The following is a 20,688-nucleotide window of genomic DNA, read 5'->3' as shown; positions in this document are numbered from 1 at the left end:
GGCCTGGGCGGTCGATCTGATGGAGCAGGGCCTGAACCCGGCCCGCCACCTCAAGGGCGGCGACGCCGTCCTCGAGGACGGAGAGTAGACCGGTGGGGGACATCGACGACGCCCTGCAGCGCGCGGACCAGGAAGCCTTCACCCGCGAACCGCCCAAGGGTCTGCGGGCCCGGATCAACTTCCTCATGGGCAAGCTGAAAACGACCCGGGCCGTTGCGGCGGAGCTCGGGGTCAGCCAGCGCTCCGTGGAGCGCTACCGCACCGGCGCACGGAAGAAGCCGCCCAAGGACATCACGGACCGGATCGACGCCGCCGTGCGCGCCCGCTGGCAGCCCCAGGTCCGGGGGCGCCGCCGCCGGCAGGCCGCCGCCACCACCGGCATCACCGTGGAAACCCGCGCCCGGTTCGGCTACACCGCACCGATCGGCACCACCGACGACGGCCGCATGCGCCGCCTCACCGTCCACCTGCCCCCCGACTACGCCAACCGCCTCTTCGACGCCCAACAACGAGGCGCAACCGACCAGCAGCTGCGCGACATCGTCGCCGAAGGACTCCAGGAAATCTATTTCAAGGACGGCGGCCGCCGCGCCGACAACCTCGAAGTCGAATTCACGGACATCGACTACTTCGACGTTTCCTTTTAGCTAGTGCGGTACTTCGCCTTCGAACCGTGCAGGTGGTCGCGCAGAGCGTCCTCGATGTGCCGCACCATGTCCCATGTGGCGCGGGCCCAGGCATACTCGCGCTCGTAGACCTCTGCGACTCCCGGGAAGCGCTGCTGTTGGCGCGCCGCGCACAGCTCTGTCTGCATCGCCGATAGGTCTGCCTCGATGAGCAACCGGACCATGCGGGCAAGCTCCAGTGGGCAGCGATGCAGCACGTCCTCGAACCGCCAGCGCGCCGGGGCCAAATCAAACAGCCATGCCTTCGCGGAGTCCTTGAAGCCCTGCTCCTCGGGACTCGGCACGGCCCCAGGCCATCGCGAGGCCTCCGGGCGCTTCCGTCGGCCGGCGGAGCGCCCGGACCGCCGAACCATCGGGCCCGCCATGTACGGGACAGAAAAAGGTGCTGTCACGGGGTGCCTCCTTAGCCGCGCGGGGCGCCTGCCGCGCGGGGCGGTCTCGAGCATTCGCTTGGCGTCGAGCGTCCGTTCTTATTGGCGGGCGCGTCAAGAGTCCCAGATTCGGCTTGGGGCCAGGGGCCCATTGTGGACGTTGCCGGGAGTGCCGGCCCCACATCGATCCTGATCTAGGCCACTCGCTAGGCCGTCGGTGCGCTGCGAAACGCGCAGGCGCAGTTTGCTGGCCACATACCCGACGCGACGGGGTCCCTCGGAAGGCGAGCAGGCTCACTCGACCTCAACTACTTCGTTATAGAGGTGTGAAATGAGCCATACCAGTCCGGAGCCCAAAGCCAGTTGGCCAGCGCGACGGTACAGTGGCTGCTTGTGACGGACGCCCAGGGTGCGCCTCATGAAGTGTGAGAATGGGGCCTTGGGCGAACCCGTTTGGACGGCTCGGTACTCCGCGACGGCGAAATAGGCCACCCACGTTACCCAGACGGCCCGCCACGCTTCTTCCTCGTTCATTGCGCCTTCTTCTTCAGCTGCAGGCCCAAACTCTTTCGGCCCTGGTAGGACCTGGTGTTTCCGCCCGTTGGCCTTTGCGCGCATGCCCGGGCTATTGCTCACCTGGCAATTGCACAGCTGATGGTGAGTGGGGGCTGCTTCTCGTGGCGGTGCGGGGCGTCCATACGCTACGAATTCTGCTGCCTGGCCGAACAGAGCACTGGGACCCAGTTCGGCCGGGCGGCCTCCCCACTCGCATCCCCATGACTTGTCAACTAAGCTTCAAGTCATGAGCGTGATGGAGCTGAACCTGTCGGAGCTGCTGAACAAGCCCAAGGCCACCCTGGCGGCCCTTCGTGGCGCCCGGCGGATCCGGCTGCGGCGGCGCGATGACGAGGACCTGGTGCTCACCACGGCCGCCCGGGCCGAGCAGGACAGCGCGGTCACGGGCGCCACCAGCCGCATGCTCGTGGAGATGATGCGCACCCACGAGGGCCGCACCTTGGTGCGGGACGTCCTCCCCGCGACCTTCCCCTGGGTGCGCTACCTGCCCGCGCACGACATGCGCGAGTTCTCCGTGGAGCTCGTCGACGCGCTGGGCGCCGCCGCCGAACTGGACAACACCGCGGCCGTCGCCCAGCTCATCACCGAGTGGCGGCACACCGCCGAAGTCCACGCCGACCCCGAGCTGCACGCCGCCCTCACCACCGACTCCGGCGAGGACTACGGCCCCGTGCCCGAGCCCGGTACCGCGGCGTGAGCCCCGAGCGCGGAGACCGCGCCGCACCCCCACCAGGCCAGCAGGAGTGGGATGTGCGCTTCGCCAACGGCGAGGCCGCCAAAGGGTGGGAGCAACTGAGCACGCAGGCAGCGGCCAACACTCGCGCCGCCTGGCACGTCATACGGACCGAACCGGCGCCGGCCACCCGCACCGAACGCCACCACCGGCTCAAAGGCGAACTCGCCCACGGCACCCACCGCGGCGAAACGATGGACCGCTGGCAGATCGAGGTCACCGCCGGCGGCCGCATCTGGTACCTCCTCGACACCGGCCGCCGCACCGTCTGGATCGACCGCGCCTCCACCGCACACCCCAAAGCCACCGACCGCTGAACCCTTCAGCATGGCGCGGCCTGGCCTCCGCAGTGTCCCCGTACCTGTGTACCGGGTCCGGGTTCACCGGCTATCGGCTCGCTCAGATAGCCGGTCGGCGGCGCGGGCCACGCCCGTACCCGTGGTGCCTCGATGCCGAGCTCGGCCATCAGCCGCTCGACGGTGCAGCGGGCCACCTCGTGGCCCTTGCGTCGAAGGGCGCGGGTGATCCGGCGGGCGCCATAGGTGCCGCCCGACTCGGCGTGGACCTGCTCGATCAGCGGTATCAGCTGCTCGTCGCGGATCCGGCGGGCCGACTTCGGCCGCTTCTTGCGGGCGATGTACGTCGACGGCGACAGGTCCAGCACCCGGCAGACGGGATCGACCCCGAGACCTTTGTCACGCAGGTGGTCTATCACCTGCTCGGCCTCGTCCGGGGACGGTCGATCTCCTGGGCAAAAAACACGCTGGCGGCTTTGAGGATCTCGTTCGCCCGCCTCAACTCCGCTACTCTTTGCGGAGTTGTTTGAGCTCGTCCTGTTCGGCGGCGGTCAGCCGGTCGTTGCGCTCGCCGCGGTCGGCCTCGGCCTGGCGGACTCAGCCGCGCAGGGCCTCCTTGTGGATGCCCAGGTCCTTCGCGACGTGGGCGATCGGTCGGCCGGTGGCGCGGACCTCTCGGATCGCGCGCTTGCGGAGCTCATCGGGGTATTTACGGGGTGCTGCCATGGTGCTGGTGGTTCTCCTTCGCCAGGACGGTAACCCTGGCATAAGGAACTCCACAGATCTCGGTACAGCTCAACGCGGGATCGAACACGGCGGCCGACCACATCACCGCCGCCCAACTGGCCCTGGCCCAGCTGCCCAAGACGTACCGGCGCGGGCGCCGGACCCTGATCCGCATCGACTCCGCGGGCGGCACCCACGACTTCGTCGCCTGGCACGCCCGGCGGGGACGGTGGCTGTCCTACTCGGTCGGCATGGTGATCACCGAGCAGGTCCACCAGCATGTGCTGAAGGTTCCGGCATCGGCCTGGACGGCGGCCGTCGAGGCGGACGGCGAGATCCGCGACGGCGCCTGGGTCGCCGAACTCACCGGCGATGTCCTTACCGGCTGGCCCAAGGGCATGCGGCTGATCGTCAGGAAGGAACGACCGCACCCCGGGGCGCAGTTGCGGCTCACGGATGCGGACGGCATGCGCCCGACCTGCTTCGCCACCAACACCTTGGGCCGGCCGATCACCGAGCTCGAGCTCCGTCACCGGCTGCGGGCCCGGGCCGAGGACCGAATCCGCGCCGCCCGGGCCACCGGCCTGCGCAACCTGCCCCTGCACCGCACGGCCCAGAACCGGATCTGGCTGGAGGTCGTGCAGATCGCGCTGGACCTGCTGGCCTGGATGCCGATGCTCGCCCTGACCGGCAAGGCCAGGTTCTGGGAGCCCCGCGGCCTGCGACTCCGCCTGTTCACCGCGGCCGGACAGCTCGTGACCACGGGCCGTCGACGAATCCTCCGCCTGGCCCGGCACTGGCCCTGGACCGGTCACATCACCGCAGCCCTCGGCCGGCTCACCCAACTGCCCGACCCTGGCTGATCAGCGGATTCCCCGTCCCTTCGACAGCACCTCAACACCCGGAGCAGTGGAATCCGGCGCCATCCCGAGGCGACACTCGGCTCTTCGGCCTGCACAGCCTCAGCCCACGGCACGAAAACGGCCCACCGAACTCCGTCGGCGGACCGTCACGAAACTTCGAGGCTAGCATGGCCAGTTGCAGTGCGCCGGTCACCGGTCATCAATGCAGCGATCAGCTCGGCAAAGCCGATGGCGAGCAGCATGTCACCGAAGCTGATCATCACTTCGCTGCTTGGCAACGGGATGACATCGCCCAGCCATGGAAGCGGTCGCGGAGGTCATCACCTCATGCTTGGCCGACAGTGTCGCGTCCGATACTGTGCCTGCCCACCTACTTGGAAGTAGTACGGGCATCCGCCCGTTGGCAAAGATCACAGCGGCATTGCACGCAACCCCCATGCTCCCAATGAGCATCGGCACGCGGGTGCGAGGGGCCGATTCGGCACTGAGATTGCGAGCCACCCATACTGCTATTGCACATGTACGAAATGACCAGCAGCAGGACACCCTGCGTTTCGGCCTGGGCGCGGGCGACGTGTGAGAACGCGTTCAGCGCGTTCACCGCACCAGCAGCCCAAAGCAGCCACGTCTGCTGCAGGACCGTCCTGTCCAGGTTCTGCAGCCGCCCACCCGCCAGATACCCCAGCAGCACCCCGACGACAATTGTCGCTAGAACCGTCATGTGGCAGTCCCACCGAGGCGCTGCCCGACCACCGGTCATGGTCGTGCCCTGTCCCGGAATAGACGAGTTGACTCAGGTTGGGCTGCTCCGGTCGTGTCCGCGGCCACCACCCGGAGCCTGCTGATACGCAATCAGCGACAGCCATCGGTCAAGGTGGCTCCGTACCGTCGCCACGCTCGCGAGGTTTCAGAATCTGTCTTGCCACCCACCATCCTCATCAAATGCATCCCGGGGTGCCATGTGGTCGCACCACACTAGGTGTTTGCCCAACACGTCGGTCTGCTCCCAACAGGTAGTAGGTGGAGCTTCCCCTTGCATGGGGGCAGGAAGGTTCGGATGACCCAAGTGCTCGTAATCCTGATCCGTGTTCTCAACGAGCACTGGCTCGGAGGGGTGCGCCCAGCCCCAGTCAGCGGCGCCGGCCCCGATCGCGACAGCGATACCCGCGACGGCTAGAGCGGCACGGAAGCGCCGCCGCGAGGAGGGTGTCTTTATTTTTTCAGTCATGTCCCTTGCCTTCATCATTCGTTAGGGGCTGCGGCACTGTGCGCAGTCGCAACCCGCTACGGGTTCGCTTGCCACGCAGAAGGTATCCCAGCCTGTCTGCTTGTCGGACAGCCCAGACTTCGGGGACCCAGGACACTCCTGCTGAGGGCAGATACGCCCCGCTGCCGTCACCAAGTCATGGAAACCATCGGTGACCAGGTAAGAGAAAAGCAGCCCGCACAAGATGGCCAGGCCCCAATACAACAGCGATCACAGTCCACCTCAAAAAAACTTAGACCCGCTGTCCCATGTCTTTTGGGCACTCGGGCCCATACATCAGTACGCAGTGCGGTGTGACCCGCATGTTCTGCGCCACGTCGCCGCGACGATGCGCAGAACGTGCGGGAGCGCAGAACCGACCCTTGGCACGCCTGAACTGCCCAGGCACCATCGTCTACGACCCAGCGAGATCCACGCCGACCGGCTGGCCGACCTGTGTCCCGCGTGGACGCCGATGATCTGCAGTACCTCGATGACATGGCAGTTTGCGGCGTGGAGTTCGGCGGGCTCGGCGACCGTCCAGGCAAACAGCGGCCCTGCTGGGACTTCTACACAAGACCGATCCAGAGCCTTGATGGCGGGCGGAAGTCACCCCGCCCCCACCGTGACGACGAGACCGGTTACCCGTGCTCGACGGCCAACAGATCGCGCTCCGGGTCGCCGACCTGCTCGATTAGGGACGGTAAGCGCCAGCGGTCGGGAGCCCCCAGTCCCGCTCGGTGACCAGCGCGCCGATCGCGGTGCCGAGGCCCGTCGACGTCCTGCGGGCGCTCCTGCGTAACGGACACCGATACCGCCCCATACCGAAGTTGCTCTCCCAGCAGTCCCAGCACTCGAACTCCCCCATCCGCCCAGCATGACCGTCGCGGACCCCGCCCTCCCTCAAGGCGACGGTGAAGGGCGGCATCGGCAAGCTCCGCGAACGCCCCCAAGGGCGGCACTACCGCGACGGCGAACGCTGGCCCGCATTGGAGCGGCCGACCTGGCGGCCGGACATCCGCGCCGCAGTCATCTCCAAGGCCCGGGTGAACATGCACCGCAAGATGAACGGCAAGCCGACCGCTCAGACAGTGAGGGCGACCGCATGCAGGTGCGGGCGAAAGGCTGGCACTGGAACGCCATGCGCAACCGGGACGTCTGTGGCCCGTGCTGGATAGGCGGCCGCCGATGACCAAACTCGCCGACCGCCGCGCCGGCACCCCTGTACGGCGCGGCACTCGTCCTGATCCCCGTGGCGCTCCGCCTGGCCAGGACGTCGCGTAGCCGGCCCGCCCCGGCCGAGGACGAGACGCCGCACGTCAAGCAGCAACTGCTCACCGCCCGCCAGGAGCTCGACGCCGCGTGCTGCGTGTGCGCCTGGGTCAGCCGCGGCACCCGCCACGACACAACCTGCCGGAAAGGCCACTGCCGATGACCCACTACCCCTCACCTGCTCATGGGCGTGGCGGCAGGCAGCTGCGCGTACGACGTCTGTGAACGCGGCGCGATCCTCGTCGGTGAAGGCGCCGGCACCGCGTACGAGGACGGTGTGGCCGTCGACCTCGAGGAGCGTGCACTCCTCGGGGCTCGCCGCGTCGAACGCGACGACGCGGGACCAGGTGGCGCCGCTGGCCTCCTTGTGGATGGGCCCGTCGTGCTGGTGGCGCAGGACGCAGGGTCCGAGGGGCGCAGCGATGCCGCCGGTCATCGACGCGTCGCAGGTGCCCTTGGCGAGCTCCGCCGGGAAACGGTTGATCTCGTTTTGCTGCTCGAGCAGCTTCTGGGCGATGCGCGGGTGATCAGGGTTGACATGCGACTGCTGCTGACCAAGAAGGTCCGGATCGTCCTGCGCCACCTGCTGGCCGTCAACCCCGCCCACCCGGCCTGGGGACTGTCCATCTGCCGCCGTCACAGGGCTGAGCACCGGCAGCACCTACCAAATCCTCGACAGGCTGCTGAAGGCAGCCTGGGTCGAGTCCCGCACCAAGACCCACCTGCCCGCGGGCCGGCCGCCGCGCACCTTCTACAAGCTCACTGAGCTCGGCGCCGCCCGGGCCCGCTCCGTCCTCGAGAGCAGCCGTGGGTAGCCAGCCTTCCATCCTCGCGCGCGCATGCGTTCGCACGCGCGCGATCGCAGGCGCGCGAGGGACACACTCACCGACGCCCCCGGAGGAGCACATGAACCGATGACAGACCTGCCACCGGGCCCTCGCCGACGGCCAGCTGCGCCAGCGAGCACACCGTCGCCCAACAGGGCCTGGCCTATGCAATCTAGGCCCAGCACCTCAACTCCCACCAGGTAGCGTCACAGGAGCATCACAGTCCGAACGCATTCCGTCCGCATCCGACAACCTGACCGGATGCGCCCCACAGACGATGCGACCGCCGAGCGGAACCGCAGCCTCAACAAGAAGATCCTCACGTTCGGCTGCCTGCCGCTGACGGCGATCTTCGTCCTCGTCATCCTCGCCGAAGTTGTCGGCAGCAGCGACGAACGCTCCGTCGACGCACCGCCGTACAAGATCACCAAGCAGGACGTCACCGGCAACAGGCGCGACATCACCATTGTGGTCGACAGCAGCAGGGACCTACGTGCCGTGTTCGACGACGCCATCGGCAAGCTCGATGAAGAAGCTGGCTACCACGTGGTAATCAATTGCTCCACCGGCGGCACCAAGTCAGTAGACAACCGCCTCGCCAACGGCCGGCACGCCATCGGCCTCAAGGGAACCGTCACCACCGGGCTCAAAGACGGCTGGGGCGAATTCACCCTGAACAAGGACCGCCAGTGCCCGGTGGACCAGGCGAAGCAGGACGCCGCCCGCGACAGTGCTCGCCGGGCAGCCGGCCTCCCGCCCCAGCCCGACGCCGCCACCACCGAGGCGTATATCCACGACCTGAACATCATCGACCCGCGCATCGTCAAGCCAGGCAAGGACGACCAGGTCGTCAGTCGGGGCCTTAGCCAGTGCCTCTCCATCAAGGACACCCCCAACGACAGGGAGAAGCTGGTGCAGTCGACCCTCGAGAGGTTCACCATCACCACGCGCCTCCCCGAGATCAGCACCCCTGAGACCGGCCGCAAGATCCTCGACGCGGTACACAAGCACCTCTGCCCCGACTTCTGACCCATACAGCACCCGAGCCCGGCCCACACCACGCAGGCCGGGCTCACGCATGCCCAGGAGAGGAACCGCGGCCGACAGTCAGCCCATCGACGTGCGACTGCCCGCGATCCCGGACCACATCCCAAGCAACACCATCCAGGCCTTCTGCCAGGCGCTGGGCTACTCAAGGTGTGCGAACTCCGCATCCCTGCACATAGCGACGGCCACGAGATCCGTTACGGCACAGCCGCAGCCAAGGTCACCGTCACCATCCCCATCAAGTAGCCACACGCCTCCAGGAGTCTCAATGACGAAGTCAAGCCGCTTGCGCGACCGGCGGGGCGGCGGTGAACAGTCGGTGATCGCGTAGGAGTGCCCATAGGACCCTGGCCCGTCGGCGGGCCAGGGCGACGACGGCTGGACGTGCTTGCAGCCCTCGCCGCGCTTCTCGAGGTAGAAGTCCCGGGTTCGGTCCTTCGCGGATGATGCTGGTCTGCACGGACATGTAGAACGCTCGTCGCAGGCGGCGGCTGTATCGCTTGGGCCGGTGCAGGTTGCCGGTGCGCCGCCCGGAGTCCCGGGGAACGGGGATGAGGCCGGCTGCGGAGGCGAGGTGGCCCGCGTCCGCATTGGCGGTCAGATCGCCCGCGGCAACGACGAACTCCGCCCCGAGTATCGGTCCCATGCCGGGCAGGGACTCGATGATCTCGGCCTGCGGATGACTGCGAAACGTCTCGCGAATCTGCCGGTCGATCCGCTTGAGACGGTCGTCCAGCGCCAGGATCTGCGTGGCCAGGTCGGCGACGATCTGTGCGGCGGTGTCCTCGCCGGGCAGCGAGGTCTGCTGGTCCTGGGCGGCTTCCAGGCCGGTGGCCGCGACCGCATCAGCGCCGCGCGTCAATTTGCGGGGCTTGCCCCGGTCCCGGTCAACGTGCCTGAACGCGGCCGCCACCCCCCGTGCCGCTGTTCACCGGCCGAACACCGCTTTGAGAGGACCGACCGTCATGTTTCCACAGCAGCCCAGCTCCGCCAGACCCGGGAAGCGATCGGGCGCCTGACCAGGCACCTTGCCGACCACGGCGTACAGCCGCAGCAATCCAGGCCCTCGTCGAAGCGCCGCGTCTACCCCCCCACCGCCACCTATCCGTACGGCGGCAACCGGAACCACATCACCTCGTTCCTCGGCTCCGACGCCACCGACGAGGACAGGCAGCGCCGGTACGGCCACCCCGCGATCGAGACCGCCACCCGAAAGATCACCGGCCCCTGCCGCCTGCTGCTCGCCTCGGACGCGCGTACGAGCCCCACGAGGACGCCCGGCACTGCCTGTTCACCGAGTGCGACGGCGACGACCTGATTCCCACCGTCCGGGACCTGGTGAACCTGGCCGTCGACACCGCCGTCAAGACCAGCCGCTCCCTCGACCCGAACCAGGTCTACGCGGACAACGCGACTGCCCTCCTGGCCGACCTGACCCCCTGACCCACGCGGCCGACCCAGACCGCATACCCGACGGCCCGCCCCGCCGTACTCCCCATGATGGCGCTTCCTGAAATCGGCCACCCCCTGCTCGGAGGTGACCCCAGACCTGCTCGATGGATCTCCCCACCCAGACGGCACCTGACCTGCGGACGGGCGTCCTGCCCAACGCCGCGACTGGCAACAACGGCCCCGGCTCGACGTTCACGTGCGCGGTGACGGTGAAGGCGCTGCGCGGGTCGGTGGCCACCTGGTGGGTGGCTGGTTCCTCGCTTCCTCCGTTGTCACGGCCTGCGTCGATGAAGACTTGCGGCGGCTGGTAACCACGGGTGGTGACGTAATGGGTGATCAGGAACGGAGCGGCATAGGCGATGCCGGGCCTGTCCGGGATCCGCATCTCCCCGTTCCCTTCCGGAGCATCTGCATTAGGGCACAGGTCGCACTCGTGCACCCCGAGGCAGACGTTCATCCACTGGATCTCCTGAACAGCCTTCAGCTTCTCCACGAACGCCGGGGGTACCGATCCTGTCGAGTACGGCTTGCCAGATTCCAGCCACCCGATGCTCAGGCGGATGTACGCGGGGCGATACCAGAGCGCGTAGAAGCCGGACTCCCTGTCCGTGAACGCATCCTCGTCCTGGTAGTCGTACTCGCTGAGATCTTCGTAGAACACCCGCACATCATCGCCACATCGCGGCGGTGACGCCCAAACGATGCCACGCCCCGTCGGACACGACCTAGGATTCTCACCCGGGCCGCTCCATCCCGGCGTCCTCGTCCGCCATCCCAATGCGGCGGCGTGAGGCGCGCCCTTCGGCGCGAGCGGCTGTCACCCGGGGGCGCCGGCGAACCACCCGATGGGACACCAGCGCATCTGCCGGACGCACCCTGTGGGACCGCCGTCCGCGCCGGCGAAACGTGCTGTCCAAGAGGACAGCGCGTAGCACATAGTTGACCGAAACCACCGAGCAACCACGATCGGACGGCCGTGACGACCGCGAACAGCGAATCCTCCACCGAGCGGATCCCCGGACGGGCCTGGACGGTCCGCATCACCGCCCACGGCGCCAGGCTCGCCCAGGTCACCTGCAGCACCGCGGCGTGCCGCATGCCGCCCCGCTCCGCCGACCTCGCCGCACTGCGCACCTTCGCAGCCCAGCACGCCGCCGCGCACGCGAAAGTGGCCACCATCCGCCCCAACGCCTGGTGCCACTGCGGCTCCCAGCGGTGCGGCGCCCACCCCGACGCCAAGGCGCACTGCGCGGGCGCCGTGGTGATGATCCTGCGGCACGACCCGATCGTGCGCCGCGTCTGGAGCGTCGAGGAGGTCTGCGAAATATGCGCCCCGCTGATCCCGAACACCACCATCCTGGCCCGCGCCGCACGGCCGAACCGCACCACCGAGCGGCCCGCCGTCCCTGCCGGGCAGACGCCGGGCCCCGCCCGGCCGAGCGTCGCGTCCGGCTTCTCCTCGGCCGCCACGACCTCCGCCGACAGCGACCCCACCCCCCAACGGCGCTCACGCCGCACACCCCAGCGACCCCGCCGTCGACCTTCCGGACCAGGACACTGAGCACAAACCCATGCGGCACACGGAAGGCCGGGTCTGCTCACGCGGGACCCGACAGCAGATGCCGCGCGCTTGCGACAGCGTCCCGGGCGCCCTTCGTGCCCGATGGCGGACAGGCCCGAGTTCCGAGTCCGGCCACCTTCCGGTGGTGGCCGGATCCACCGAGTCAGGAAGCCTGTCGGGCCTCCTTGGCGGATGAGGTGCGGGCGAACCAGGCCTGCGCCTCGTCGTCGGGCAGGACGCGGGTCAGCTCGGCCGTACCCGGAAGGTGGGGAAAGAACCGGTCGGCGTTCCAGCTGCGCTGGTACAGCGGTTCGTCGAGAACGAGCAGGCGGTGTCCCTCCACCACGGGGATGTCGTCGGGCAGCCCCTCGTTCCAGATCCGCTCGCCGTCAGGGGCGAGGAGTTCGAAGGCTCCGGTCGCGACGGCGTCGGTGCGTTCTCGGGCGGGTTCGGTGTCCGTGGCCAGGCGGACGCTCTCGGCCGAAGGGTCGGTGCCGGGCACGTGGCCGCCACCGACGAGGACGTGGGCGAGCAGGGTGTGCAACTGGAAGTTGTCCCCGATGCCGCCGATGCGCACCTCGAACCCGGTCCCGGTGGGCCGGTGCAGCACTATCAGGGGCTCGTCGTCCAGGACCGCCAGCGCGTAGGCCAGGCACTGGAGGTCATGCCGCTCCAGGGCTGCCAGCTCGCGGCAGGCGGGCAGGAGCGTAGATGCGTGCCGACGGCGGACCTCTGCGCTGCGGCACAGTACAGCCAGCGCGGGCGGCTGCCATTCCTCGACCGAGCACCAGGCCAGCGCCAACCGCGTGGCGTCGTACGCGTCGCCGCCCAGGCGGGCCAGCAGCGCGTCATCGATGATCTTCCCGTCCGGCTCCGGCAGTTCGTCCTCGGCTGGGCCGGCAGCGGTCCAGCGGCGGGCGAACTCCAGGGCGTCGAGCAGGTCTCGGTGGACACCGTCGAGGACTGGCTCCGCGCAGGCCACCGGATCAGCGCCGCTCTCGACGCAGAAGCCGGCCGCCGACGCCAAGAGCGGGCGCGGGCCGGTGGGAGGAAAGGCGGGGAGCAGCGCGGCCAGACGTGGCCCCGCCAGGACGCGTTCGGCCTCCGGGGCCTCCTGCAGGCCTTTCAGCGCGGCGGTGAAGGCGCGTTCGGTGCGGGCACCGTCGCGAGCGTCCACCGCTTGCTCCAGCTCGGATATGACGGTGCCGAGGTCCGAGGCCTTCTGCTTCCTCTTGAAGATCACCGGCACACCTTAGGCGCGAGGACCGGCAGGAGTCACCGGTCGAACCTTCCGGACCGCTCTGTGCTGTCGACGTTATGCACATGCGCTGTCGGTTCTCACAGGGGCACAGCCAGACGGCCGCGACGCACAGGAGCACGAATCCCGGAACTGTGGTGAGGGCGCCCGGGCCGTGGCACGCGCCCGCGGCGCGTTCGCGGACGGGTCCCTTCGCACCGCTCGTCCCGCCCCACGGGACGCTTCTGCTGATGGTTGCCTGCCTGCTCCCGAGTGAAGGAACCGGCCCGCCGGGCAGGCCGACGGGCATTACGGCACAGGCGAAGTTGCCGCCAGCCGCCGTCCTCGAGCCGCGCGGCGTCCCGCCGCCGAGCAGAAAGTCCTTCGATGAGCGAGCAGCACACTCCCCTCCCCGACGACTTTCGCACCTGGATTGCACCGGGGCCTGCGCGAGCACACACCCGGCGAGCTCGCGGCCCACCTCATGCGCACCCCGGACAGCGACGAAACGAAGCTCACCGGCCTGCTGGCCAGCTGGATCCACCGACGCAATGCTGAAGCGCCGCAGGGCCTCGAGCTCGGGTGGATCGCCGCGGCCGCCGCGTGGACCTGCCACATGCGCGCCTTCACCGGCTACCCGCCGCTCTCCGTGCTCGCCCGCAGCCTTCAAAGCACGGGCGAAGAGGACCAGGACACCGCAGAGCTGGTGGTCAGCACCGCACTGAGAACGGGCGAGCCTCTTGACCGGCTGGAGCGCGACTTCCGCCCGCGCGCCGAGCTGATCGAGGACTGGTATGCCGTGCAATCACTGGCCGCCGACGTCCCAGCGCTCACGGAGACGGCCGACTGGCTGCTCGACCAGATCGCGCTGCGTGACGCGCACGCCCAGCAGTTGCGGGCCGTCCTCGAGCCGGACATCACCGACCACCTGCGTGACCGGCGGGCCCCGGGTCACCTCTGCGGCATGGCCGTCCCCGTACTCGACGACCAGCGCACCGCGCACCTGGTCCACGCCCGCGAAACCGTCCGGGCCTACACCGCCGCCGCGCACTCGGGACGCGAACAGGAGGCACAGCAACTCCTGGACACTTTTCCCACCCCGGCCCGCGTCCTTAAGGCCAGCGGCCCCGCCACCGCCTGGCGCAGCACCTCAGTCACCGCGCAGGACGCCGTCGAGGCCTGGCCGCTCAGCGCGCCGCGACCATCGCCGAGGAGAACAACCCCTTCGCCGACCCGGAACTGCTCCACGCCCAGACCGCCTACCTGGCCGCACGCGAGGGCCAACTGCACCTCATGCACGATGCGCTCGGACGCCTGGCCGACCCTGCCCCGGTGCCCCGGGACCTGCCCGAGGAGCTCGCCCCGGTCGCAGCCGGGCAGACTCAGCGCCGGCTGATCGAGGCGTTCGGCAGCACCGACCGCGCGGCTCAGGTGCTGGACGGCCAGATCAGCCACCTGCGGCAGCAGCCGGTGCCGGCCCACCGGCGCGCCATCACCGGCGCCGAGGCCGACCTGCTGACAACAGTCCGTGACGCGCTCAAGCAGGCCGCGGCCGCCGGTGGGCCCCTCGACGAGGAGCGCATTCGCGCCCGCCTTCAGCAGGCCATGGCCCGCCCCGCCGCCCCGGCCGACCCCACTCCCACGGCCTCCACAGCCCACGACAACGCCCACACCCAAACCCTGGCCGCCGGACACACCACTCCCGCAGTGCACCGGTGAAGGCGGCTACCTGCCTTCGCAACCCGCACAACATCGGGCCGGCGAGTATCGCCCGCCCCCAGTAACGGGGGCGCCCCATCAACGCGCCGGCGCCTTTCCCGCTTCTGACGTCAAGGAGTCTCATGCCGATACGTGTCCCTCCTGAAGCACCGCCCTACCGGCAAGCCGCCGGCATCCTCCGGGCAGAGATCACCGAGGGCCGGTTCAAACCCGGGCAACGCCTGCCGGCCTGCCGGGAGCTGGAGACACGCTTCGGCATCGCCAACATGACCGCCCGCAGTGCGATCGCGGTTCTGCGGAGCGAGGGACTCGTGCACACCGTCCAGGGCCGCGGCACATTCGTCCGCGCGGCAAGCCCTTCCCCGCAGCCATCCCTGTCAGCCGCAGACGCCGACCTGCGCGACCTTGTCCTTGGCATGGCATGGCACGGCAGATCGAACACCTCCCCCAACGCGTCGCCGACCTGGAATCCGAGCTCCGCTGCGCGACAGGCCCACCATCGACCCACTGAACACCGCATCCGTTCACTCCGATCCGCGGCACGAAGCACCGGCTGCTGCCCGGGTATCTGCGGTGCTCGGCCCACCAGGCCGCCGCCGACGCCCGGGCGGGCCGCAGCGAACGTCAGACCTCCGCCCTTGACGGCGTTCTGCTTGTTCTTGCCGGAGATGAACTTGTCGCGGTCCTTGTGTCCGGCGGCCGGGCGGCGAACCCGGATCTCGGTGCCGTCGACGATGCCGGTCGTCCCGCTCGAGCCGAGATGGTCGACGACCTCGGCCAGGGTCCGCAGCCGCACGTCGGGGCTGACGGTGCACCCTCGCTCGGCGAGCAGGGGCCGCACCTCACCGACGGCACGGGTGATGGTGGATCGGTCCACGCCGAACCAGCAGGCCAGCACGTCATGGGTGACCCCGTGGCGGAGATGGACGAGGGTGGCCAAGAGACGGTCGATGAACACCAGCCGGTGCTTCGCGCCCGCGCCCACGGCCCGCTTCCGCGGGCGAGCGGCAAGCCTCGCTTGGTGACGCTCCTGCCACAACGGGCCGGTTTCCTCCACGAGTTCAGCAATCACTTTGGCAGTCAGACCCGTGATCCGCCGATTGCTGATGATCACCGCACGCGTCGCGTTCCCCACCACCTGACCATGATCAACCATCCAGGCTCGACGTCTCACCGCCAACCATGCACGAGCTCGTTAGGCAGGAACAGCCGCCACTGCAACGGGCAGGAGGCGGTGTCACTGGCGGCGAGGACGCTGACCGCGACCTGACAGTTAGCGCGTTTGCCCAGGGCCCCGCAGTACTGCGGGGCCACCCCGGCCGACATTCTTCCGTCCTTGGGCACCAACACGTCGCCAATCACCCAGGCCGCCGGGGCGATGAGCGGCAGCATGCGTTCGCAGATCCGCCGCTGCACGGCACCGGGGCGGCTGGTGTTGGTGTAAAGGCCAGTCCCGCCGCCGCAGCGGTGATCATCTTGCTCACGTGGCGCGACGTCTACCGCGACAGATACCGCAGCCCCTGGGGTGCGTGTTTCCAAAGCTCGATGCGTCTTGATCTTGATACTTCGTTGCCCGCGAGGTGCTTGGCGGCAAATGTGACCGAAGTGCTGCTGGCCTGCGTACACCTCCCCATGCCACGTTCAAAGCCGCAGAGAACCGGCTACGGGGGGTGGGAATGCTTGTGAAGGAGTTCAGCACGGACGTCGTGGAAGCGCCGGAGCGCTTCGCACTGTGGGAAGAAGCCACCGCACAGTCGCACATGCGCAATCTGATGCGCAGCAACGACCATGACGACTTCCGGGCCAAGATGCGCAACCTGGACCTGGGGGAGGTGCACGTGTCTGCACTGGCCTTCCCGCATCTGGAGATCGTACGGACAGCGAAGCTGGTAAGGCAGTCCGACCCAGAGGTGTACCTGATCAACTACGTCCTCGGCGGGGAAGGTGGCGTCTCCCTGGACCGGGGTGACGCGGTGTTGCATACGGGCGACCTCGTGGTGCTCGACAGCAGCCGTCTTTGCACCGGCTACCGCTTCGCTCATCCGGATAGCTGGTCGCAACTGACCGTGCAGATTCCTCGCAGGCTGTTGCCGCTGCCGGAGAAGACGGTGCAAGGCTTGCTCGCTGTCCCGATCAGCGGGCGCAGCGGCATGGGCGGGGTGTTTGCCCGCTGGCTGGCCGACCTCAGCGCACGCGCCGGCGAGTTCACCCGAGCCGACATCCCCACTCTCACCTCTGTCACCCTGGACCTTGCGGCGTCCGTCATCGCCCGTTGCCTGGAGGCTGAGGAGTCACTGACCCCGGAGGCCCGCAGGAGCGCCCTACGGGCACAGATCAACGCGTTCGTCGAGCAGCACCTGGCCGACCCGGCCATGACTCCCCAGACGATCGCGGACGCCTATCACATCTCCCTGCGCCATCTCCAGCAGCTGCTCGCCGAGGACGGCACGTCGCCGGCCGCGTGGATACGCCGCCGCCGTCTGGAACGCTGCCGCCTGGACCTGGCCAACCCCCGCCTGAACGCTCGCCCCATCCAGGCCATCGCCGAACGCTGGGGCTTCACCAACCCGGCCCACTTCAGCCGCCTGTTCCGGGCTACCTACGGGATACCGCCGCAGGACTACAGGAACCTGCCGCCCATGGCGTGCGCGAATCGGCAACAGCCCTGCGCGGAATGACAAGGCCGGGTGCGATCGCCCTCGGCATCCTGGAGGTTCTCGGCAGCAGCCCGGGAGGAGGGGGACATCGCTTTGTTGCTCAGATTCAGACGGGGGCCGCTCGCCCTCACAGTGCTGGCGTTAGTTTCCGCCCTGTTCATCACGGGGCCAGTGAGCACCGCGTCCGCGTCCGAGGCGCCGACGCAAGGCGTGCGGCACGAAACCGGCATGACTCCGGAAACCGGGAGTCGGCCGGACGGCACCGCGTTCATACCGACCGCGGTCAAGAAGTCGGGCGCGGGGTCCTCAGCGACAGACGGGCGGAAGCGCGCCATCGCGGCAGGGGTCAAGGGAGACTTCGACGCGGCCACGGCTGCGGAGGAAGAGTCCGGGGCTCTGGCGGGACGGCCCGCGCCGCGCAAGCCCAAGGACGCGTTCGTCAAGAACTGCGACAAGAACTACGGGCCGAACACGCCCCATGGATACATCGAGGCCCGGTTCGCCTGGTGCACCAAGTGGATCGCCTGGAAAAAGACCTTCGACAGACGCGGCCGTGTCATCGCCTACCACGCGGTGCACCACTACCTGATCGGCTACGGTCGGGACGACGGACAACGCTCCGTACGCATCTACCTGAAGCCGACCAAGGTCGTCGCGAGGGGTCGTGCGGCATCTCTCAGTACGCCGTTCGGATTCGAGCCACTGTGCCTCCAGATGTCCTCTACTCCAGGCTGCGCCGTTGACAAGCCCATGGTCACCAAGTCACTGGCACAGTGGAAGGCCCAGGGCCTGGCCAACAAGTGGACCACTTGGTCCATCAGCTCGGACGAGAATCAGTCGTCCGCCACGGAGAAGGTTTCCTTCCACCGCTTCACACTCCAGTTCTCCACTGGAGTGCAGACGACCCCCCAATCCGACGGCTACATGCTGCGCTGCGACTCCGCGCAGATCGGTACACGGACGAAGGCATGCCTGTTCCACGACATCGTGCCGAACCTGAAGTACGCCCTCTACAAAGCCAACGGAAGCCGTACGGCGGTCCACGAGGTCGCCCAGCACATCAAGGATGCCTTCCAGCACCCTGATGCGGCCAACATGTATCCGAAGGAAGGTCACCCCAAGAGGATTCCCGGACGCTACGCAGGGTCGGTCGACCCCGACACACCGGACTGGCTGGAGCGCGTCCCGTACAATGGGGCCGACTACAGGGCCAACTCAAACACCAAGAATCACGCCTGCCGCCGCACCGGCCCCTACAGGCTCACCGGACTGCCGAGCCCGCCCGGCAGCGGGCAGCAGTGCGACGAGTATCCCTTTGCCTCCACCAAGCAGGGTGCGGCCAACCCGACGTGGGACTTCTCCGTCCGGGCAGTCTCGAAGGATGACAACCACGCCGCAGGCCAGGCGCTGAAGAAGTTCTACCGGCAGTGGCGAATCCTGTACTTCGACAACGACTTCTTCTACGTCGACGTCGTCGACAAGATGCCCAGGTAGCAGCCCACCAACGGCTGGCCTCCCCAAAGCGGTTCGTACCTGTCCAAGGTGCGGGCCGGCGCCAGCGGCTCCTGCCACGGTACTCGGCCGCCTCCACCTGGCCTACTGGTGAAGGCAAGGTAGGCCCATTGGCAGCCGGTCCGCCCCTGGTAGAGGATCGCGTTGACGATCTCCGGCATCGCGTAGGCCCTGGTTGCCGTTGACCGAGCGGTGCCGGTCCTTCCAGGCGGTGATCACCGGCTCGATCAGAGCCCACTGCTCGTCCGATAAGGGTTCGGCTTGCGTTCGCTTACATCATCACACCAGCAGAAGAGCGGCTGCGGGCCGGGCGGATTCCGCGCAAATCTGGAGAGCGCGAACCCGACCGGCGCGTACCCGGACGACGCAAACCTGTTCGGAGCGGACCTGACCCACGCAATCCTGAACGACGCGACCTTGTCAGTGGGCCGGCGTGCTCGCTCCCAGCCCAGTTGGAGGTCCTCGTCAGCGTCGGCCTGGGCCATCAGCGCGGTGAACACTCGCTCCCACGTGCCGTCGGCGGCCCACATCCGCAGCCTGTTGTAGACCCCTCGCCAGTTGCCGCATTTCTCCGGCAGTTGGCCCCACTGGGTTCCGGTCTGAAACTTGAAGGCGATCGCGTCGATCACCTCACGGTGGTCACGCCACCGACCACCCCGCATCGGCGTTCGGTCCGGGAGCAACGGCTCGATCCGCGCCCACTGCGCGTCAGTCAACGGTCAGGCGATCGGAAGGGAGCGGTTATGGGCTGGCCACGTCACCAGCCGGGCCAGCCGACTTCCACCAGTCGGCCACGCGGACGGCCATTGCGTCCGGCCGCATGCCCAGAGGGTCGAGACCGAAGTGATCTTCCAGCTCGTGGCGCAGGAACTCACCGACCTGGGTCCGGCCGGCACCGGAACGGAGCCGCTGGAGCAGGGGAGCAAGCATGCAGTCGTACTCGTCCTGCACATCGTCAGCGACGCCGATGGGATCCCACTCATTGAGCAGAAGCCGCAGGCCATCCTCGGTGTATGTGTTCCAGGGTCTCATCACCCCAGACTGCCAACCACGAAGGACCGGTTCAGCACCCGACCCCCTGATCCGAACGAAACGGCCTAGTAGGACTCCGTTAGGTCTTTCTGGATCTTGATGTTCGGCATATTCCACTGGGCAGGGGTTGTTGGCAGGTGGTGCAGATGCCGGTCCAGCACCTCAGAACGTCTTGGAGGGCGTCGAGGGTCTGGTAGAGAGTGAGCCCGACGCGGGTGCTTTTTGGGCCAGGCGTTGTTCGGTGAGGAAGGCGTGGGCGGCAGTCACGAGGGTGACGTGGTGGTGCCAGCCGGGCCAGGACCGGCCTTCGAAGTGGTCCAGGCCCAGGCCGTGTTTGAGTTCGCGGTAGTCGTGCTCGATACGCCAGCGGATCTTGGCCAGACGGACCAGGTCGACGACCGGGGTGTCGGCCGGCAGGTTGGAAAGCCAGTAGTCGGTGGGAGCCTGGGCCTCTTCTGGCCACTCGGCCAGCAGCCAGCAGCCAGCAGCCAGCAGTCGGGCAGGATGCCGTCCCACCTGCCCTGCTCGGCTGAGGCGGCGGCACGGATCGGCCGCTCGACGGCGTTACCGGCAGGACGGACGCGCACGGCAGCGAAGCGGGAACGCAACTCGCCGCGTGAGCCGTGCCGCCAGGTGAGGGAGGTGAACGCTTCCTGTCCAAGATCGGTGGCAAGGGCTCCCACCGAGGGTGCGGGTTGGCGGTAGCGGGGCTGGGGCCAGCAGCCGACGAAGCCCTTGCGATCCGGGGCTACCGGTTGGGCGTCGAATGGCTGGGCGGTCACATCCGCGCGGATGGCCAGCATGTAGTCGATTCCGCGCTCTGCCAGGTCGGCCCGCAGGTGGGCGTTGGCGCCGTAGGCGGCGTCGGCCACGGG

Annotated in this window: 18 protein-coding genes and 8 pseudogenes; 13 read left to right on the top strand and 13 right to left on the bottom strand. The window is 68.3% G+C overall.

What is annotated here, in order from left to right; translation table 11 throughout:
- Positions 1-92 precede the first annotated feature (92 nt).
- Positions 93-647, top strand: coding sequence for a telomere-protecting terminal protein Tpg (tpg, locus tag MDN94_RS35880; protein ID WP_482729992.1), 555 nt, complete (start codon positions 93-95; stop codon positions 645-647).
- On the opposite strand, the gene MDN94_RS35875 is transcribed toward tpg, so the two are convergent.
- Positions 644-970 (bottom strand): hypothetical protein, encoded by a 327-nt coding sequence (locus MDN94_RS35875; RefSeq protein ID WP_482729991.1) that lies wholly within the window; start codon positions 968-970, stop codon positions 644-646. The genes tpg and MDN94_RS35875 overlap by 4 nt on opposite strands.
- A gap of 889 nt (positions 971-1,859) precedes the next feature.
- On the opposite strand from MDN94_RS35875, the gene MDN94_RS35870 reads away from it, so the two are divergent.
- Both MDN94_RS35870 and MDN94_RS35865 read left to right on the top strand, forming a co-directional pair.
- On the top strand, positions 1,860-2,330 hold the full coding sequence (locus MDN94_RS35870; protein ID WP_482729990.1) for a DUF6247 family protein: 471 nt from the start codon (positions 1,860-1,862) through the stop codon (positions 2,328-2,330).
- Between the two features lie 53 nt (positions 2,331-2,383).
- On the top strand, positions 2,384-2,683 hold the full coding sequence (locus MDN94_RS35865; RefSeq protein ID WP_482729989.1) for a hypothetical protein: 300 nt from the start codon (positions 2,384-2,386) through the stop codon (positions 2,681-2,683).
- Positions 2,684-2,688: 5 nt separating this feature from the next.
- On the opposite strand, the gene MDN94_RS35860 is transcribed toward MDN94_RS35865, so the two are convergent.
- Both MDN94_RS35860 and MDN94_RS35855 read right to left on the bottom strand, forming a co-directional pair.
- Positions 2,689-3,081: an IS3 family transposase gene (locus tag MDN94_RS35860; protein WP_482729988.1), complete on the bottom strand. Its 393-nt coding sequence runs from the start codon at positions 3,079-3,081 to the stop codon at positions 2,689-2,691.
- Between the two features lie 178 nt (positions 3,082-3,259).
- A complete protein-coding gene (locus tag MDN94_RS35855) occupies positions 3,260-3,388 on the bottom strand; it encodes a transposase (protein ID WP_482729987.1) in 129 nt (42 codons plus the stop codon).
- 71 nt (positions 3,389-3,459) lie between these two features.
- On the opposite strand from MDN94_RS35855, the pseudogene MDN94_RS35850 reads away from it, so the two are divergent.
- Positions 3,460-4,251, top strand: a pseudogene (locus tag MDN94_RS35850) (transposase); the annotation flags it as partial.
- A 2,330-nt stretch (positions 4,252-6,581) separates the two neighbouring features.
- Here MDN94_RS35850 and MDN94_RS35845 read toward each other — a convergent pair.
- Entirely contained in the window at positions 6,582-7,430 is an 849-nt protein-coding gene (locus MDN94_RS35845) for a hypothetical protein (protein ID WP_482729986.1), read from the bottom strand.
- Between MDN94_RS35845 and MDN94_RS35840 the strand changes: the two genes are divergently transcribed.
- Complete coding sequence (locus tag MDN94_RS35840) at positions 7,414-7,584, top strand: PadR family transcriptional regulator (protein ID WP_482730226.1); 171 nt, start codon at positions 7,414-7,416, stop codon at positions 7,582-7,584. The two genes, MDN94_RS35845 and MDN94_RS35840, sit on opposite strands and share 17 nt — an antisense overlap.
- A gap of 273 nt (positions 7,585-7,857) precedes the next feature.
- Positions 7,858-8,625, top strand: coding sequence for a hypothetical protein (locus MDN94_RS35835; RefSeq protein WP_482729985.1), 768 nt, complete (start codon positions 7,858-7,860; stop codon positions 8,623-8,625).
- A 295-nt stretch (positions 8,626-8,920) separates the two neighbouring features.
- On the opposite strand, the pseudogene MDN94_RS35830 reads toward MDN94_RS35835, so the two are convergent.
- A pseudogene (locus MDN94_RS35830) lies at positions 8,921-9,502 on the bottom strand (transposase); the annotation flags it as partial.
- A 33-nt stretch (positions 9,503-9,535) separates the two neighbouring features.
- Between MDN94_RS35830 and MDN94_RS35825 the strand changes: the two are divergent.
- Positions 9,536-9,961 (top strand): hypothetical protein, encoded by a 426-nt coding sequence (locus tag MDN94_RS35825; protein ID WP_482729984.1) that lies wholly within the window; start codon positions 9,536-9,538, stop codon positions 9,959-9,961.
- A gap of 426 nt (positions 9,962-10,387) precedes the next feature.
- On the opposite strand, the pseudogene MDN94_RS35820 reads toward MDN94_RS35825, so the two are convergent.
- Positions 10,388-10,756 (bottom strand): annotated as a pseudogene (locus MDN94_RS35820) (DUF7919 family protein); the annotation flags it as partial.
- 315 nt (positions 10,757-11,071) lie between these two features.
- Between MDN94_RS35820 and MDN94_RS35815 the strand changes: the two are divergent.
- Complete coding sequence (locus MDN94_RS35815) at positions 11,072-11,656, top strand: hypothetical protein (protein WP_482729983.1); 585 nt, start codon at positions 11,072-11,074, stop codon at positions 11,654-11,656.
- A 163-nt stretch (positions 11,657-11,819) separates the two neighbouring features.
- On the opposite strand, the gene MDN94_RS35810 is transcribed toward MDN94_RS35815, so the two are convergent.
- Positions 11,820-12,899 (bottom strand): hypothetical protein, encoded by a 1,080-nt coding sequence (locus MDN94_RS35810; protein WP_482729982.1) that lies wholly within the window; start codon positions 12,897-12,899, stop codon positions 11,820-11,822.
- A gap of 427 nt (positions 12,900-13,326) precedes the next feature.
- Here MDN94_RS35810 and MDN94_RS35805 point away from each other — a divergent pair, with 427 nt between their 5' ends.
- From MDN94_RS35805 to MDN94_RS35795, 3 genes and pseudogenes are all read left to right on the top strand, one after another.
- Entirely contained in the window at positions 13,327-14,289 is a 963-nt protein-coding gene (locus MDN94_RS35805) for a hypothetical protein (RefSeq protein ID WP_482729981.1), read from the top strand.
- On the top strand, positions 14,226-14,612 hold the full coding sequence (locus MDN94_RS35800) for a hypothetical protein (RefSeq protein ID WP_482729980.1): 387 nt from the start codon (positions 14,226-14,228) through the stop codon (positions 14,610-14,612). Before MDN94_RS35805 ends, MDN94_RS35800 begins: the two co-directional genes overlap by 64 nt.
- Before the next feature lie 122 nt (positions 14,613-14,734).
- Positions 14,735-14,896, top strand: a pseudogene (locus MDN94_RS35795) (GntR family transcriptional regulator); the annotation flags it as partial.
- A 539-nt stretch (positions 14,897-15,435) separates the two neighbouring features.
- Here the strand turns inward: MDN94_RS35795 and MDN94_RS35790 are convergent.
- Positions 15,436-15,768, bottom strand: a pseudogene (locus MDN94_RS35790) (helix-turn-helix domain-containing protein); the annotation flags it as partial.
- A 26-nt stretch (positions 15,769-15,794) separates the two neighbouring features.
- A pseudogene (locus MDN94_RS35785) lies at positions 15,795-16,031 on the bottom strand (transposase); the annotation flags it as partial.
- 257 nt (positions 16,032-16,288) lie between these two features.
- Here MDN94_RS35785 and MDN94_RS35780 point away from each other — a divergent pair.
- Entirely contained in the window at positions 16,289-17,290 is a 1,002-nt protein-coding gene (locus tag MDN94_RS35780) for an AraC family transcriptional regulator (RefSeq protein WP_482729979.1), read from the top strand.
- A 207-nt stretch (positions 17,291-17,497) separates the two neighbouring features.
- Complete coding sequence (locus MDN94_RS35775; protein ID WP_482729978.1) at positions 17,498-18,763, top strand: NucA/NucB deoxyribonuclease domain-containing protein; 1,266 nt, start codon at positions 17,498-17,500, stop codon at positions 18,761-18,763.
- Positions 18,764-18,879: 116 nt separating this feature from the next.
- Here MDN94_RS35775 and MDN94_RS35770 read toward each other — a convergent pair.
- The 4 genes and pseudogenes from MDN94_RS35770 to MDN94_RS35755 form a co-directional block, all read right to left on the bottom strand.
- Positions 18,880-19,033, bottom strand: a pseudogene (locus MDN94_RS35770) (transposase); the annotation flags it as partial.
- Positions 19,009-19,497, bottom strand: a complete 489-nt coding sequence (locus MDN94_RS35765) for a transposase (protein ID WP_482729977.1) — start codon at positions 19,495-19,497, stop codon at positions 19,009-19,011. The pseudogene MDN94_RS35770 and the gene MDN94_RS35765, both read right to left, overlap by 25 nt.
- Before the next feature lie 25 nt (positions 19,498-19,522).
- Positions 19,523-19,813, bottom strand: coding sequence for a hypothetical protein (locus tag MDN94_RS35760; protein ID WP_482729976.1), 291 nt, complete (start codon positions 19,811-19,813; stop codon positions 19,523-19,525).
- A 162-nt stretch (positions 19,814-19,975) separates the two neighbouring features.
- A pseudogene (locus tag MDN94_RS35755) lies at positions 19,976-20,685 on the bottom strand (IS701 family transposase); the annotation flags it as partial.
- Positions 20,686-20,688: the final 3 nt, after the last annotated feature.

The organism is Streptomyces sp. WAC00040 (assembly GCF_056835925.1).
This window is presented reverse-complemented; position numbering and strand designations above follow the sequence as displayed.